Origin of the sequence: Mesorhizobium sp. WSM3859 (genome assembly GCF_002295065.1) — a bacterium.
GTDB lineage: Bacteria > Pseudomonadota > Alphaproteobacteria > Rhizobiales > Rhizobiaceae > Mesorhizobium.
In genome coordinates this window covers 200,024-214,953 of sequence record NZ_NSGG01000011.1, presented here as the reverse complement: position 1 = coordinate 214,953, position 14,930 = coordinate 200,024, and the positions used below count along the sequence as shown (strand labels likewise).

At 63.2% G+C, this 14,930-nt stretch carries 15 protein-coding genes; 3 read left to right on the top strand and 12 right to left on the bottom strand.

Going from position 1 to position 14,930, the window contains the following annotated elements; all coding sequences use genetic code 11:
- Positions 1–147: 147 nt before the first annotated feature.
- From CK230_RS22640 to CK230_RS22630, 3 genes are all read right to left on the bottom strand, one after another.
- Positions 148–1,008 carry an NlpC/P60 family protein gene (locus CK230_RS22640; RefSeq protein ID WP_176480180.1) on the bottom strand — a complete coding sequence of 287 codons (861 nt, stop codon included), beginning with the start codon at positions 1,006–1,008 and terminating at the stop codon, positions 148–150.
- A gap of 157 nt (positions 1,009–1,165) precedes the next feature.
- Entirely contained in the window at positions 1,166–1,516 is a 351-nt protein-coding gene (locus CK230_RS22635; protein WP_095819359.1) for a MarR family winged helix-turn-helix transcriptional regulator, read from the bottom strand.
- A 106-nt stretch (positions 1,517–1,622) separates the two neighbouring features.
- Positions 1,623–2,987, bottom strand: coding sequence for a leucyl aminopeptidase family protein (locus CK230_RS22630; RefSeq protein ID WP_095819358.1), 1,365 nt, complete (start codon positions 2,985–2,987; stop codon positions 1,623–1,625).
- Positions 2,988–3,110: 123 nt separating this feature from the next.
- On the opposite strand from CK230_RS22630, the gene CK230_RS22625 reads away from it, so the two are divergent.
- Positions 3,111–3,932, top strand: coding sequence for a tetratricopeptide repeat protein (locus tag CK230_RS22625; RefSeq protein ID WP_095819357.1), 822 nt, complete (start codon positions 3,111–3,113; stop codon positions 3,930–3,932).
- Between the two features lie 158 nt (positions 3,933–4,090).
- On the opposite strand, the gene CK230_RS22620 is transcribed toward CK230_RS22625, so the two are convergent.
- The 9 genes from CK230_RS22620 to CK230_RS22580 all read right to left on the bottom strand — a co-directional run bounded on the left by CK230_RS22620 (position 4,091) and on the right by CK230_RS22580 (position 13,385).
- Positions 4,091–5,107 (bottom strand): type II secretion system F family protein, encoded by a 1,017-nt coding sequence (locus tag CK230_RS22620; RefSeq protein WP_095819356.1) that lies wholly within the window; start codon positions 5,105–5,107, stop codon positions 4,091–4,093.
- A 13-nt stretch (positions 5,108–5,120) separates the two neighbouring features.
- Positions 5,121–6,134: a type II secretion system F family protein gene (locus CK230_RS22615; protein ID WP_095819355.1), complete on the bottom strand. Its 1,014-nt coding sequence runs from the start codon at positions 6,132–6,134 to the stop codon at positions 5,121–5,123.
- A gap of 155 nt (positions 6,135–6,289) precedes the next feature.
- Positions 6,290–7,801 (bottom strand): CpaF family protein, encoded by a 1,512-nt coding sequence (locus CK230_RS22610; RefSeq protein WP_095819354.1) that lies wholly within the window; start codon positions 7,799–7,801, stop codon positions 6,290–6,292.
- Positions 7,802–7,831: 30 nt separating this feature from the next.
- Positions 7,832–9,115, bottom strand: coding sequence for a CpaE family protein (locus CK230_RS22605; RefSeq protein WP_176480178.1), 1,284 nt, complete (start codon positions 9,113–9,115; stop codon positions 7,832–7,834).
- A 43-nt stretch (positions 9,116–9,158) separates the two neighbouring features.
- The gene (locus CK230_RS22600) at positions 9,159–9,890 is read right to left on the bottom strand and encodes a CpaD family pilus assembly protein (RefSeq protein WP_095819352.1); all 732 of its coding nucleotides are present in this window, start codon (positions 9,888–9,890) and stop codon (positions 9,159–9,161) included.
- A gap of 14 nt (positions 9,891–9,904) precedes the next feature.
- Complete coding sequence (locus CK230_RS22595; protein WP_095819351.1) at positions 9,905–11,431, bottom strand: type II and III secretion system protein family protein; 1,527 nt, start codon at positions 11,429–11,431, stop codon at positions 9,905–9,907.
- On the bottom strand, positions 11,428–12,240 hold the full coding sequence (gene cpaB, locus CK230_RS22590; protein ID WP_095819350.1) for a Flp pilus assembly protein CpaB: 813 nt from the start codon (positions 12,238–12,240) through the stop codon (positions 11,428–11,430). The genes CK230_RS22595 and cpaB overlap by 4 nt, the downstream gene beginning before the upstream one ends.
- A gap of 198 nt (positions 12,241–12,438) precedes the next feature.
- Positions 12,439–12,957, bottom strand: a complete 519-nt coding sequence (locus CK230_RS22585) for a prepilin peptidase (RefSeq protein WP_095819349.1) — start codon at positions 12,955–12,957, stop codon at positions 12,439–12,441.
- A 248-nt stretch (positions 12,958–13,205) separates the two neighbouring features.
- Complete coding sequence (locus CK230_RS22580) at positions 13,206–13,385, bottom strand: Flp family type IVb pilin (protein ID WP_095819348.1); 180 nt, start codon at positions 13,383–13,385, stop codon at positions 13,206–13,208.
- 359 nt (positions 13,386–13,744) lie between these two features.
- Between CK230_RS22580 and CK230_RS22575 the strand changes: the two genes are divergently transcribed.
- Together CK230_RS22575 and CK230_RS22570 are read left to right on the top strand one after the other, a co-directional pair.
- Positions 13,745–14,167: a pilus assembly protein N-terminal domain-containing protein gene (locus tag CK230_RS22575; RefSeq protein ID WP_095819347.1), complete on the top strand. Its 423-nt coding sequence runs from the start codon at positions 13,745–13,747 to the stop codon at positions 14,165–14,167.
- Between the two features lie 167 nt (positions 14,168–14,334).
- Positions 14,335–14,898, top strand: coding sequence for a TadE/TadG family type IV pilus assembly protein (locus CK230_RS22570; RefSeq protein WP_245430024.1), 564 nt, complete (start codon positions 14,335–14,337; stop codon positions 14,896–14,898).
- Positions 14,899–14,930 lie beyond the last annotated feature (32 nt).

Here is a 14,930-nt window from a genome sequence, read left to right as displayed (position 1 = left end):
GAGAAGGTGGATCGGCGCGCAACGCCGAGACGGATGAGGGGTGTTCCAGCTTGGCGCCAAGCTACCCCTCACCCGGATTGCCAGCCGATTTGCAAAGGGCAAATCGGGACAATCCGACCTCTCCCACAAGGGGAGAGGTAAAGGGCGCTACGGCCTCCTGAACCCCGTCGGGCCGCCATAGAGATAGCTGATGCGCTCGACCGCCTCTTTCAGCCCTTCGCGCGAGACCAGCATGGTGTGCCCGTTGGCGTGGATCATGTTTTCTGCGTCGGTCATGATCGCCACATGGCCTTTCCAGAAGACGAGGTCGCCGCGCCGAAGCCCTGTATAGTCCGGGCCCGGCTCGAGCGGCGTGCCGATCGACGCCGCCTGCATGTCGGAATCGCGCAGCACGTCCTTGCCCGTCATGCGCATTGCCAGTTGCACGAGACCGGAGCAGTCGATGCCGAAGCCGGAGATGCCACCCCAGAGATAGGGCGTGCCCAGGAAGCCTTCGGCGACGGTGACGTAATCCTCCGCGAGTTCGCCGATGAGGCGCAAATGGCGCGCGATGATCGCCTGGCCGGAGGGCAGCAGCGCATATTGCGTGCCGCGCGTCTCGGCCGAGCCGGTCACCGTGACCGTCGAACCCATCGACAGCTGTCCGCTGGTCGGAAAGCGCAGATCTGGCCCGGGATAGAGGAAGGTGCGCGGCACGGAGACGATGTGGGTCGGCGCGTGGTCTCGCGCACCAAGAAGATTGTCCGCGACATAGCCGACATAGCCGTCGCGCTCGGCCTGCACCCAGGCCCAGCCCTCCGTGTCCTCGAAGACGAGCACGTCGTCGCCAAACAGCGCCTGCGTGTTCACGCCCGCATCGGGGCGCGGCGCCTTGCGCAGGTCGGCCACCGACGCCGTGATCCGCGCCGGGCGGCCGGTGACGAAGCGGTCGGCGGCGACCTCGCCTTTCAGCCTTGCGTCGGCAAGGTCGGAGCGGAAGGCGTGAAGGCGGGCATCCCTGGCGGTCAAATCGATAATCCAGTCAATTTTTTGTTGGAGCATGATCTTGTCCGAAAACCGGTTCCCACTTTTCGGGATCATGCTCTAGTTTTTGTTGGAGCATGATCTTATCCGAAAACCGGCTCCCACTTTTCGCTGACGCGGTCCTTCGGTTCGGGATCATGCTCTAGATGGGCAGTTCGAGCGCCCTGGCGACGATACCATCGCCGAAGCGCTCGACAAAGAGCGCGCCTTCCACCGTGCGCCGGATCAGCACATTGCGCTTGTCGAGCTCGTCGCGATGGCGCGAGACGAGCTTCAGCGCGCCCATCGTGTCCAGCGCCCGGGTGATGACCGGCTTGGTGACGTTGAGCCTGGCGGCCAGCCCGCGCACCGTATGCGGCGGCGGATCGAGGTAGATGGTGAACAGGATCGCCGTCTGGCGCATGGTGAGATCGGGCTCGCCATCGCGCACCTGGGCCAGCATCACCTGCTGCCACAGTCGCAAGGCCTGGCTCGGGCGCATCGAGATCGACATCGCCCAAGCATGCCGGCAAATTGTTTCGGTTCCGTTTCAGTGGAGACTCGTTTGTTGGACCATGATCTTGTCCGAAAACCGGTTCCCCACTTTTCGGGATCATGGTCTAACCAAAACGCCCGGCGATAACCCGCTCCAGCGCGCGAATGCCCTGCGCCTCGCCGCCGGTGAGACCGTGCGGACGGTCGGCCGGGTTCCAGGCGAAGATGTCGAAATGCGCCCAGCTGTGGGTCTTCTCGACGAAGCGCTTGAGGAAAAGCGCCGCGGTGATCGATCCGGCAAAGCCGTCGGTGGTGACGTTGTTGATGTCGGCGATCTTCGAGGAAAGCTTTGTGTCATAAGGACGCCACAGCGGCATCCGCCACAGCGGATCCTCGACGGCGACGGACGCGGCGGCAATGTCGGCAGCCAGCGTCTCATCGGCGGTGTAGAAGGGCGGCAGATCAGGCCCCAGGGCGACGCGCGCGGCTCCGGTCAGCGTCGCCATGTCGACCAGCAAATCGGGCTTCTCCTCATCGGCCAGCGCCAGCGCGTCGGCCAGGATCAGCCGCCCTTCAGCGTCCGTGTTGCCGATTTCGACAGTGATGCCCTTGCGGCTCCTGAGCACGTCGCCGGGCCGGAAGGCATTGCCGGCGATCGAATTCTCGACGGCCGGAATCAACACGCGCAACCGGACATTCAGTTTCGCCGCCATGATCATGGAAGCGAGGCCCAGCACATTGGCGGCGCCGCCCATGTCCTTCTTCATCAAAAGCATGCCGGACGACGGCTTGATGTCGAGGCCGCCGGTGTCGAAGCAGACGCCCTTGCCGACGAGCGTCACCTTCGGCGCATCGCTGGGCCCCCAGTTCATGTCGATCAGCCGCGGCGCATCGGCGGAAGCCCTGCCGACGGCATGGATCATCGGGAAATTCCGCGCCAGAAGATCGTCGCCGTGGATTGCGGAAATCTCGGCGCCATGGGCGGCCGCCAGTTGCCGGGCGGCTTCTTCCAGCTCGACCGGACCGAGGTCGCTGGTCGGCGTGTTGACGAGGTCGCGTGTCAGGAACACGCTGTCGGCGACGTGGCGGACATGCGCGGCGTCAGCGCCCTCCGGAAGCGCAAAGCGCAAGGCCTTGCCGGGCTTCTTGCCGTAGCGGGTGAAGACATAGCCGCCCAGGTCAAGCGCGAGCGCTGCGAGTTCGGGTTGTGCCAGGCCCGACGCGAAATACCAGTCGCCTTCCGGCAGCGCCCTTGCGAGCGCGCCGAGGGCAAGCGCGCTTTCGCCGTCGCCGGTGCCGAACAGCGCGCCGGCGAGACCACCGCCCTCGCCGGGCAGGACCAGGGTGCGTCCCGCCTCGCCGGAAAAAGCGTTGGCCCTTGCCCAGGCGATGGCTGGCGGCGGCAATGCCGCGGCTTCAAGGGCGTCCTTTGCCACCAGATAGACAGGCAAGGCGCCTTGCGGCTTTTGTTCGACGAGTTCGACAGGCATGCGATGATCTCCGGCCGAACAGGACGAGTCGGCTTCTTAACGGTCCGTTAGGGTTAACAGAATATTTCTGCGGGAGGGAAGACGGCCAGCCTATGGCCGCACAGGAATGGAGACCGGGCGCCGATGCCGATCAAAGCGTTGAACCATAGAGCCAGGCGTCTGATCAGCACGGCCTTCATGGCGGCACTGGCAGCCAGCGTGGCAGGTTGCGGCAGCACCAGCCAAATGACCACCGGCTCGATCTCGCGCTCCGACAGAAGGCCGCTGGAAACGATGTCGGCCGGCGAACTGCACACGGCCACGTCCAGGCTTGGCGAATCCTACGCTCACAATCCCAATGACAAGCACATGGCGATGAATTTCGCGGCGGCGCTGCAGATGGACGGCGACGCCGATCAGTCGCTCGCCGTGATGCGCAAGCTGGCGATCGCCTATCCCAAGGATCGCGAGGTGCTTGCCGCCTATGGCAAGGCGCTCGCCGCCAACGGTCAGTTCGAGCCGGCGCTCGACGCCGTGCGCCGCGCGCAGACGCCCGAATATCCGGACTGGAAGCTGGTGTCGGCGGAAGCCGCGATCCTCGACCAGATGGGCCAGAAGGACGAGGCGCGTCAGGACTACCGCAAGGCGCTGGAGCTCAAACCGAACGAGCCTTCGGTGCTGTCCAATCTCGGCATGTCCTATGTGCTCGAAGGCGATCTGCGCACGGCCGAGACCTATATGCGCTCGGCCGCGCAGCAGCCCGGCGCCGACAGCCGGGTGCGGCAGAACCTGGCGCTGGTGGTGGGCCTGCAGGGCCGCTTCGACGAGGCCGAGAAGATCGCCTCGCAGGAATTGTCGCCCGAGCAGGCGCAGGCCAACGTCGCCTATCTGCGCCAGATGCTTGCTCAGCAGAACGCCTGGACCCAGTTGAAGGATCAGGACAAGAACAAGGCGAAAGTGAACTGACCCCATAAAGTTGGACGGTTCATTGAGCTGGTGGATTTAAGGGCTGAGCCCTGTGCAATACAGGACACAGCCCTTAAATCCACCAGCTCAATGAACCGTCCAACTTTATGGGGTCAGTTCAGATCCGCGCGGCTTTTTGAATGAGGCCAACCGATAACCTACTGGCTCGAGGAGCTGTGCTGGTCGCCGAAGATGCCGCGCTGGCTGACCTGGATGCCGGCCGGGCCAAGGATGATGGCGAACAGCACCGGCAGGAAGAACAGGATCATCGGCACGGTGAGCTTCGGCGGAAGTGCTGCGGCCTTCTTCTCGGCCGCGTTCATGCGCATGTCACGGCTTTCCGAGGCGAGCACGCGCAGCGCGTGCGCCACCGGCGTGCCGTAGCGTTCGGCCTGGACCAGGGCCTGCGACACCGACTTGACCGATTCCAGGCCGGTGCGGCTTGCCAGGTTCTCATAGGCGATCTTGCGATCCTGCAGATAGGACAGCTCGGCATTGGTGAGCACGAATTCCTCGGCAAGCGCGACCGACTGCGCGCCGATTTCGTCGGCGACCTTGCGCAGGGCCGCTTCCACAGACATGCCGGATTCCACGCAGATCAGCATCAGGTCGAGCGCGTCCGGCCACGCCAGCTGGATCGACTGCTTGCGCTTGGTCGCGCGGTTGTTGACGTAGAGGATCGGCGCGTAGAAGCCGCCATAGGCGACGACGACACAGACGAACAGCTTGATGAAAGCCGGCTGCTGCGGCAGGCCGCCGAGCACGAACAGGTAGACGGCCGCCAGCGCAAAACCCACGAATGGCAGGACGAGGCGGAAGAACAGGAAGCGCGTCAGCGGGTTCTGGCCGCGGAAGCCCGCGACCTTGAGCTTCTGGATCGTGCTTTCGTCGGCAAGCGCGCGCTTCAGGTCCAGGCGGTCGACGATGTTGCGCATGCCGACGGACTGTTCCTCGCGCAGGCCCTTGCGGCGACGGTCCGCCTCGCTGGCCAGCCGCGCGCGCTGCTCGGCGCGCAATCTGTCGCGTTCAAGCGCCACGGACTTCATGCGCGATTTTAGCGACGTGCCGCCGAACGCCGGCATGAGGGTGAACACGGTTGCGAACACAGCGATGCCGACCAGCATCGCGATCAGGAAGGAAGGGTCGGTGAGTGTTTTGACGACCTGTTCTGTCACCGGATCCGCGCCCCTACACCTCGAAGTTCATCATCTTGCGCATCACCAGGATGCCGATCGACATCCAGACGCCCGAGCAGCCGAGGATCAGGTTGCCGACACTGGTGGTGAACAGCGGCATGATATAGGTCGGGCTCGACAGATAGACGAGGAAGGCGACGACGAAAGGCAGGGCGCCGATGATGACGGCGGATGCCTTCGCTTCCATCGACAGCGCCTGGACCTTGGCTTTCATCTTCTTGCGGTCGCGCAGCACGCGCGAAAGATTGCCCAGCGCCTCGGACAGGTTGCCGCCGGCTTGCGACTGGATCTGGATGACGATGCCGAAGAAGCCGGCCTCGCTGCAGGGCATGGTCTCGGACATGCGCATGGCGGCGTCGGGGACCGACATGCCCATCTGCTGGGAATCGACGATGCGGCGGAACTCCGACCGGACCGGTTCGGGCGATTCATTGGCGATCAGGCGGATCGCGTCGTTGAGCGGCAGACCGGACTTGACCGCGCGCACGATGATGTCGAGCGCGTTCGGAAACTCTTCCAGGAAGGCCTTGACGCGACGTGTGCGGCGAAACGAAACGTACCAGCGCGGCAGGCCGAGCCCGCCCACCAGCAGGGCGCCGGGCAGCGCCAACAGGGGCGCTCCGACGAAAAAGAGAAGGGCCGTCAGGATGATGCCGCAGACGGCGGAGTACATGTAGAAGCGCTCGATCGGGACCTGCATGCCGGCCTGGCGGATCTGAACCTTCAACGGCGGTTTCTTGACGTTGCGGTCGTTGGTCTTCTGTTTCTCGTCGAGCTGCTTGAGCGAGTCCTGGAGACTTTTGCGCCGCTTGACCGCCTCCGCGGCGCGATCGCGCGTGGCTTTTACCACCGACCGGTCGGTTTCGGCCGTCTTGATGGTCTGAAGCCGCTTGCCGGCCTGCTTCTCATTGTCGAGGCGCGTGAACAGGAAAGCATAGGCCACCGCGCCGGCGCTGAAGCCGGCAAGCACGATGAACGCCAGGACGGTGGTGTCAATTCCGAACATCGACCGGTGCCCCTAGGCCCTTTCGCCGTTTCAAAGAAACGGCGAACCGCCCTATCTCTTTGTTTAGACGCAATTCCGGACGGAAAGTTACGGCGAAGTCGCCGAACCCGACCGCTTCACACTTTTCCTGGAATTGCGTCAGACCTCCAGACAAATCAGTCAGCGCGTTTCTCCATCGCCTCGAGCGCATTGGCGAGGCGCTGCTCCTCGCCATAATAGCGGGCGCGATCCCAGAAATGCGGGCGGCCGATGCCCGTCGACACGTGCTCGCCGACCAGCCGGCCGCTCGAGTCCTCACCCTTGATGTTATAGAGGACGAGATCCTGGGTGATGATGACGTCACCTTCCATGCCGACCACCTCAGTGATGTGGGTGATGCGGCGCGAACCGTCGCGCAGGCGGGCGGCCTGGATGATCACGTCGATCGAGCCGACGACGATCTCGCGCACCGTGCGCTGCGGCAGCGAATAGCCGCCCATGGCGATCATCGATTCGATACGGTTGAGGCATTCGCGCGGGCTGTTCGAGTGGATCGTTCCCATCGAGCCGTCGTGACCGGTGTTCATCGCCTGCAGAAGGTCGAACACTTCCGGTCCGCGCACTTCGCCGACGATGATGCGCTCGGGCCGCATGCGCAGGCAGTTCTTGACGAGGTCGCGCATGGTCACCTCGCCCTCACCCTCGAGATTGGGGGGCCGCGTTTCGAGACGGACCACATGCGGCTGCTGCAGCTGCAGTTCGGCCGAGTCCTCGCATGTGATGACCCGCTCCTCGCGGTCGATATAGTTGGTCAGGCAGTTGAGCAGCGTCGTCTTGCCGGAGCCGGTGCCGCCAGAGATGACGACATTGCAGCGGACCCGGCCTATGATCTTGAGGATTTCCGCACCTTGCGGCGAGATGGCGCCGAACTTGACCAGCTGGTCCAGCGTCAGCTTGTCCTTCTTGAATTTGCGGATGGTGAGCGCGGTGCCGTCGATGGAGAGCGGCGGCGCGATAACGTTGACGCGCGAGCCGTCGGGCAGGCGCGCGTCGCAGATCGGGCTCGACTCATCGACGCGGCGGCCGACCTGGCTGACGATGCGCTGGCAGATGTTGAGCAGTTGTTGGTTGTCGCGGAAGCGGACGCCAGTCTGTTCGACCTTGCCGTTGACTTCGATGTATACGTTCTTGGAGCCGTTGACCATGATGTCGGCGATGTCGTCGCGGGCAAGCAACGGCTCCAGCGGCCCATAGCCCAGAACGTCGTTGCAGATATCCTCGAGCAGCTCCTCCTGCTCGGAGATCGACATCGCGAAATTCTTGATCGCGATGATGTCGTTGACGATGTCGCGGATTTCCTCGCGCGCGCTCTCGGGATCGAGCTTGGCGAGCTGCGACAGGTCGATCGTGTCGATGAGCGCGGAGAAAACCTGGCTCTTGGTGTCGTAATAGGTCTCGCTGCGCTCGCGCTGGACCCTTCTTGGCGGCTCGGGCGCCATCGGCGGAGCCTCGACGGGACGGCGAGCCGGCGGCGCGGACGGCGCAGGCGGCGCGCCGGACGCCGGCGCGGCCGGCGGCCGCTCGGCCGTCATCGTTCCCGTCAAAGCGGGAGCGGCGGGCGCCGATACCGGCGGACGGAATTCGGGCGTCACCCGGTTGCCGTCGTCTTTGCCTCTCTTACCAAACATGATCGACTACCCGATGCCGCTCAAACAGCGTCACTTCTTGTTGCGCGAGAGCTTGCCGAGGATCGAACCCAGGCCCGCCTTCTTCTTCGTCTTGATTTCGCTACGTCCGGTCAGCACATGCGCTATCTCATTGATGGTGGCGACGACCGGGTTCTTGGCGTCCATCTCGGAGAGCATGCGGCCGTTGTTGGCGGCATTGCCGAATAGCACCGGTTCGAAATTGATCACCGCCATGGGCGTGATGCCGAGCGGCTCGGCGAAATCGGAAGGCGCTATCTCCGGCCGTTTCGGCACACCTGCCTGGTTGATGACCAGCTTCGGCGGTGGATCGTTCGGACGCAGCCGCTTCAGCATGTCCACCATGTTCTTGGTGTTGCGAAGATTTGCGAGCTCGGGCGTGGCTGTGATGACGATCTCGTCGGCCTTGATCAGCGTGTTCTTCGTCCACCCGCTCCAGATGTGAGGGATATCGAGAACCAGGAGGGGCGCGCTGCGCTGCGCCATCTCGATGACCTGCGAGAACGCCTCGGCGTCGAAATCATAGACGCGCTCCAAGGTGGAGGGGGCCGCAAGCAGGGACAGATGCTCGGCGCATTGCGCGAGCAGGCGATCGAGATAGACCTCGTCGACCCGCTCGGGCGAGAACACGGCCTCGGCGACCCCCTGGGCCGGATCCTGGTCGAAGTTGATGTTGGCGGTGCCGAAGGCGAGGTCGAGATCGGCGATGACGACTTCGGATTTGAACAGCGACGACATCGCCCAAGCGGTATTGTGAGCAATGGTCGATGAGCCGACTCCGCCCTTGGCGCCGATGAAAGCAATCGAGCGGCCGATCGGCTCCGATTCCGGATCGACGAAGATCGACGACACGACGCTGACGATGTCGGTCATCGAGACCGGCGCGATGACATATTCGGAAATTCCGGAACGGATGAGCTCGCGGTAGAGCCCGACATCGTTGTAGTGGCCGATGACCACGACCTTGGACGACGGATCGCAATATTCCGCAAGCTGGCCGAGTTGTTCTAACAGTTGCTTCGGCTCGCTGCGCGATTCCAGCAGGATCAGGTTCGGCGTCGGCGCGGACTGGTAGAACTCGATCGCGGTCGGCACGCCGCCCATGTGGACCTTGAGATGGGCCTTGGCCATCCGGCGATCCTCGCCGGCGCGCTCCACGGGGCTGGCGACCCCTTCGGTCTCGCAGAAAGCCTGGATCGAAATGCGCGGCACAGGGCGCAGCGCCTGCATGGCGGCGATGTCCTGCTGCGAAAGGTCGCCGGTTTCCGCGGGCGTGTCGTAGGCAAGATTGCTCATCGTCATGCTCTTTCCGTGACTGCTCTCTTCGTCGTCCGGCGGTTCAGTACGTCACTTCAGAATTGCCCAGGAACTCGTCGGAGATGCCTCTTGCCCGGTACACATCGATCACCGCGCCGCGATTTTCGGCGTCGATTTCGGATTGCTTGCGCGGCCCGATCAGATCGTTGGGATTGGCGACCTGGGCCGCGAGGTTGTTCTGGTAGGAGCAGCCGAAGTCGGCATAGTGCTTATTCTCGGACGTCTCCGCCAGATCATCTGGCCAACGGCCGCATTTGTTGGTCTGGGCCCGCACCGCGACGAAGGCGACGCGCACCGGCGCGGACGCCTCCGGCACGGCCGACTGATAGGATGTCATGACGATGCGGTTGCGCTTGACGCCCGCGGCCATGGCAAGCCTGGCGAAATCGCGACCGGCCGCGCGGGCGGCAACTTCGTTGGCGGAGCCGGCCGGCATCGCGATCGTCAGCGCCGGCGCGGCGCTCTTGTCGTAACCGTCGAGAAAACCGAGCAGCGCGTCGCGTTGCGCGCCCGTCATGCCGCGATCGCCGGCGCCGACCGGCAGGTCGATCTTCAGGTTCTTTTCGGCAATGACGATGGGATGCGTCGTGCGGTAGTCGTCCGGTATCGCTCCGACCGTGACGCTGTCGCGATTGGCGCATCCGGCGAGCGACGCCGCAAGCGCGACCGCCAGTGCCGGGACCACCTGCCGGCGTATCCTTGCGATGCCGGATGCTGTCCGGACCGTCATGACCTTCGATGCTGACTTGGACATATCCGCATTCCCACTCATTTGTAGATGAAGCCGACGACGCCGTGATAGCGGCCCGGCGGCCTGTCGGTCTGCATGGTGCCGTAGACGCGGTTGACGCGGCCGAGGAACATTCCGGCGCCGTCGCTCGCCGCATTGAAGTTGTCATCCGGCTTGGCCAGGTCGTTGCGCGCGACCGGCCGCGCCAGGTAAGGCGTGATGATGATGACGAGCTCGCTTTCGTTGCGGACGAAGTCGCGGCTGCGGAAGAGCGTCCCGAGCACGGGGATCTTGGTCAGGCCGGGCAATCCGGTGACAGCCTGCCTGAGATCGTCGCGCACGAGGCCCGCGATCATCATCGAGCCACCGGAAGGCAGCTCCACCGTCGTATCGGCCAGGCGCTTGCGCAGCGACAAAGCGTTCATGCCGATGCTCTGATTGTCCGTGGATGATGACACGGAGCCTTCGGTTGTCGGTTCGGAAACCGACGTCCTAACCTTCAGGCTTATGCGACCGGGCGACAGAACAACCGGCTGGAACTCCAGCCCGATACCGTACTCGATCTTGTCGACCGAATAGTTCTTCAGACCGGTCTGGTTGTCGGTGGACACGTTGGCGGAAACGCTCTTCACAATATTGTACTCGCCGCCGACCTTGAAGGTCGCCTTTTCCCCGGATACGGCGGTCAAAGTCGGCTCAGCCAGGGTCTTCATGACCCCCGACTGTTCCATTGCGTTGATATAGGACTGCAGCCCTGACGAGCTGATAGAGAGGCCCGCGTTCGACAGCGGTTTGCCAAGACCCGTGTAGGGGTCGCTGAGCGCCGCCCAGGAAATGCCGTTGCTGCCGCCGCTGGCGAGCATATTGACGCCGAGCTGTTTCATCACCGAGCGGCTGACTTCGGCGACCGTCACCTTGAGCGTTACCTGGTCGTCGCCGATGATCTGCAACAGGTTGACGATCTTGGAGGTCCGGCGCTCCTGGTCGGGGTTGTTGATGTCGACGCCGCCATTGACGGAGCCGCCGGCGGCGGTCTGCGAATATTGACCGGTCGTCGCTTCGCCGCCGGACACGAAGATGGTTGCAAGGTCGACGGCGCGCTTGGCATCGAGCGGCGTGTCGACCATGCCCGTCAGCACGACGTTGTCGTTGAGCAGCTCTACCTTGATCTGCGAGGACGGGATGAAGCGCCTCAGATAGTCTTCCAGCCCGGCGACATCGCGCTCGACGGCCAGGTCGAGGCTGACAATCTGCTCGCCGTTGGGGCCGAAGACAAAGATGTTGGTTTCGCCGACCGCCTTGCCGAACAGGTAGATGCGCCGCGCCGTGCGCGTCACCGCGTCGGCAACCGCCGGATTGGCGACTAGGATGTCATAGGCGTCGTTCGGCAGATCGATGACCACGGATTTGTTGAGGCCGAGCTTGACGCGCTGCGTGGCGACGGAAGCCGATACGCCGGCGCTCGCGGCTTTGGCTTCGACCAGTCCCGAAGCGTTGGTGCCAATCAGGAGCAGGCCGATCGCCGCGGCCGCCAGGAAGGGCAGCAGTTTACCGTTTAGCCTCATTTCCTTGCTCCAACCTCGGAAACTTCGCCCGACTTGATCAGACGCACTGTTCCGTGCCGGCCATTGCCGTTGACCAGATAGTCGGCTTCGTCCGTACTCTTTTCATGGATGTCGGTAATCGGCCGCAGCGCGAGCGTCAGGCGGTCCGCCATCTGCTGCGCCACGGTGATGATCTCGGCCTGCTGCGGCGTCAGTTCCAGCGTCGCGGTCTGGCCGACCCTGGTCTTCTTGCCTTCCTCGTCTTCCTGGATGGTCTGGTCGATGGCCAGCACGCGGATGTTCTTGAGGATGGTCGAGGTGTTGAAGCCGCTGCCGCCGTTGCCGGTGTCGGCACGGCGGGTCATGATGACATCGACGAAGTCGTTGGGCAGGATGAAGCCGCCGGCGGAGGTGTCGGCCGATATCGCGGTGGCGACAGCGCGCATCCCCGAAGGCAGGATCGAGGACATGAAGCTCTGCCCCTCGCCGACCAGCTTGGAGCGGCGCAGCGGCTCGCCCGTATACATGGCGACGCGCGCGACCGAGCCCTTGAGCTTTTCGACCGCGTCAGGTTCGGCGGCGCGCGTGATGAAATTGGCGTTGACGCCGTCGGCCGGCCATTCTTCCCAGCTGATGTTGTTGCCGAGCTGGCTGCCCATCGCCACGTCGCCGGAAAGCACCAGAACGTCCTGCAATGCGACCGCCGGCTGCGCGGGCGCATTGACAACGACCTGCGCTGGCGGCGCCACGACCATGTTCTTGGCCACATAGCCCGCGCCACCCGCCGCGACCGCAGCCACGCCCAGAATAATCAATCGGGATGCTGGCATTCGTCCGAAACCCTTCGCCTCGTGGCAAACCACCCACGCCTGGCCGGACTTTGCAGCTGCAATCGTCAAAACAAGGTTAATGTAATGCTTACGATCGTGATTAATTTAAGGTTTACTCAAATTAGATCGAACGGCCCGCCGTTAACAAAAAAGGGCGGCCTCGCCGCCTTCGGTCGCCGACATCGCTGTCACCAAAACCTATGCCGTGAGCCTCTGCAGCGCCCAGACCATCAGCGGCGAATCCGGGAACGTGATCAGTCCACCGGCGCCAAGCGCGATGCCATAGGGAATACCCACTTTCTCGTCGGCAAAGTAGCGCAGGAATCGGCTGTGGCCGGTATACGCGGCCAGCGGCGATTTCCGGTAAGCCAGGATTGCGATGGTCAGCAGGCCCCCGATGAAAGCCGACGTCACCAGATAGCCGATCAAGTTGATGTTGAGGCCCATCCATAGAGCGGTCGCGGCCAGCAGCTTGGCGTCGCCGCCGCCCATGCCGCCGAGCGCAAAGAGGCCGAATGTCGTGGCAAGCACGAGGGCGCCGGCGGCGAAGTGCCAGCCATAGGTCGCCCAGTCCATCCCGGTGAGCGGCGCGACAAGCGCGAATGTCGCCACCAACAGTACCGGAACGCGGTTGGCGATCGTCATCGACAACGTGTCGGAGATCGCAGCAAACAGCATGCAGAATGGGAAGACGACGAAGATAACGGCTTCAAGCATTGAAGCGGCACCCGTGGAAGCTCGGTTTGGAACTTAAGCACATCCCGTTAACAATCGGTGAGACGGGACACTGCTGACGTGCGCCGCAACGAAGCGGGTGCGGGCGATGCGGTTCAAGCGCTTGCTGGATGCATCTCTCATCGCGGGGCAAGATCGCTGCCCGCATCCGAACGACAGCATTGGTTGCCTTCATGAAGAAGGGCCGCCAAACGGCGGCCCCTTTTCCTAGACAAGAATAGTTCCGTTCATCACGGAGCGGTGCCGGTGTTGACCGCGCCTGCGATGGCGGTGAACTTGGCGTTCAGCGCGCCGCCGAGCTGCGAAGCGCCGACCATGATGGCGAGCGCGATGAGGGCGGCGATCAGACCGTATTCGATGGCGGTCGCGCCGGATTCGTCCTTCACGAAACGTGCAATGAGATTAGACATTCGAGAGCTCCTACTCCACGTGTTACAGCACTTCCGTCAACTTCTCTTTGCGGTTGATCGGATGCTGCGAATCTAGGGAGAAGCCGTTTCGATCGGCTTAATAAACAGCCTTACCGATTCCTTTCCGGGGGTGAACGCGCTGCGTGGTTAACCGCGGCCTAAACGCCATCGGCCAACGTGCGCCCCCCGCAAAACAGCGGAAACCAGCGGCTCCCGCAATCTTGCTAAAACAGCGGGCACAATGGATATGTGAGGCATCGGCTAACCGATCCCCCTTCGCGACAAGGTCCGGTTTAACCGTTGCTTCACCAATCTCGTTCATGTTCCGTTGAAGAATCCGCCTGCCGGGGAGCTGTTCCATGACGTTGTCGAGATCACTGTCTCCAGTCGCCGCGCTGCTGGCGGCTGCCGCCTTGGTGATGCCGGCCAGGGCCGGCGCGGGTGTCGAAGTGACCATGAACCAGGCAAAGATCGTCAAATTGTCCCGCGCGGCCGACACCGTCGTCATCGGCAACCCGGCCATCGCCGACGCCTCGGTGCAGGACGCCTCGACCATCGTTCTCACCGGCAAAGGTTTTGGCGTCACCAACCTGGTGGTGCTCGACTCGGACGGCACCCCGATCATCGATGAGCAGGTGACCGTCGTGCGACAGGCCGCTTCCTCGGTGCGCATCTACAGGCGTGCCGAAGTCCAGACCATGTCTTGCACGCCCTATTGCGAGAGCGCCTACAAGACCGACGCCGAGAAGGCTTCCGAGACCGAAATGAGCGCCACGCACTAAGCCCGAAGAGAGCGTTGGAGCAGGCGTTAAGGACAGCTTAAAGCCTGCCCGGCGAATTTAACGATCATCCAAACCGGACCTCAACGGGTTTTCGCTACCTTGCCGCCGGTACCGCAAGGGGATCGGCAGGAACGCAAATGAGCAAGGATGCCATATCCGGCAACGGCATGGACAGCACGGCGCGCGCCAAATCCCGCCCCGGCTTCTTCAGCGACAGACGCGGCAGCACGGCAATGGAATTTGCGATGCTGGCCATCCCGTTCGCGCTTCTCGTCTTCGCTATCCTCGAGAGCTGCATCTCGTTTGCCGGCCAGGAGGTGATGGCCAACGCCACGGATGACGTCGCCCGCCAGCTGCGCACCGGGCAGTTGCAGAAGTCGAACGTCACCGAAGCTTCCATCAAGCAAGCGATCTGCAGCCGCCTGCAGATCATGGTCGCCCAGAACTGCCCGGGGCTGAAGGTCGATCTGCGCGAATATTCGAGTTTTGCGCAGGCCGCCACGGCAGGCTACAAGATCGTCGGCAACGACATCGTGCTGACGCAGTCCGGAAGCGACATGACCTTCGCGGTTACGCCCGGCCTGGCAGAATCCATCAACATGCTGCGGGTGTTCTACAAATGGCCGGTGATGACGGATCTGCTGGCCAAGCAGATGCAGAATTTCAGCGACGGCACCACGCTGCATTTTGCGTCCGTGACCTGGCAGAACGAACCATTCGACGACAACTAAGGCCAGCGGACGGCTGAGACTGGGGCGGCTTG

Coding starts and splice junctions, on each gene's coding strand:
- CK230_RS22625 (WP_095819357.1), top strand. CDS start 3,111: ATGCCGATCAAAGCGTTGAACCATAGAGCCAGGCGTCTGATCAGCACG.
- CK230_RS22595 (WP_095819351.1), bottom strand. CDS start 11,431: ATGAGGCTAAACGGTAAACTGCTGCCCTTCCTGGCGGCCGCGGCGATC.
- CK230_RS22575 (WP_095819347.1), top strand. CDS start 13,745: ATGACGTTGTCGAGATCACTGTCTCCAGTCGCCGCGCTGCTGGCGGCT.
- cpaB (WP_095819350.1), bottom strand. CDS start 12,240: ATGCCAGCATCCCGATTGATTATTCTGGGCGTGGCTGCGGTCGCGGCG.
- CK230_RS22630 (WP_095819358.1), bottom strand. CDS start 2,987: ATGCCTGTCGAACTCGTCGAACAAAAGCCGCAAGGCGCCTTGCCTGTC.
- CK230_RS22580 (WP_095819348.1), bottom strand. CDS start 13,385: ATGTCTAATCTCATTGCACGTTTCGTGAAGGACGAATCCGGCGCGACC.
- CK230_RS22600 (WP_095819352.1), bottom strand. CDS start 9,890: ATGTCCAAGTCAGCATCGAAGGTCATGACGGTCCGGACAGCATCCGGC.
- CK230_RS22570 (WP_245430024.1), top strand. CDS start 14,335: ATGGACAGCACGGCGCGCGCCAAATCCCGCCCCGGCTTCTTCAGCGAC.
- CK230_RS22615 (WP_095819355.1), bottom strand. CDS start 6,134: ATGTTCGGAATTGACACCACCGTCCTGGCGTTCATCGTGCTTGCCGGC.
- CK230_RS22585 (WP_095819349.1), bottom strand. CDS start 12,957: ATGCTTGAAGCCGTTATCTTCGTCGTCTTCCCATTCTGCATGCTGTTT.
- CK230_RS22610 (WP_095819354.1), bottom strand. CDS start 7,801: ATGTTTGGTAAGAGAGGCAAAGACGACGGCAACCGGGTGACGCCCGAA.
- CK230_RS22605 (WP_176480178.1), bottom strand. CDS start 9,115: ATGAGCAATCTTGCCTACGACACGCCCGCGGAAACCGGCGACCTTTCG.
- CK230_RS22635 (WP_095819359.1), bottom strand. CDS start 1,516: ATGTCGATCTCGATGCGCCCGAGCCAGGCCTTGCGACTGTGGCAGCAG.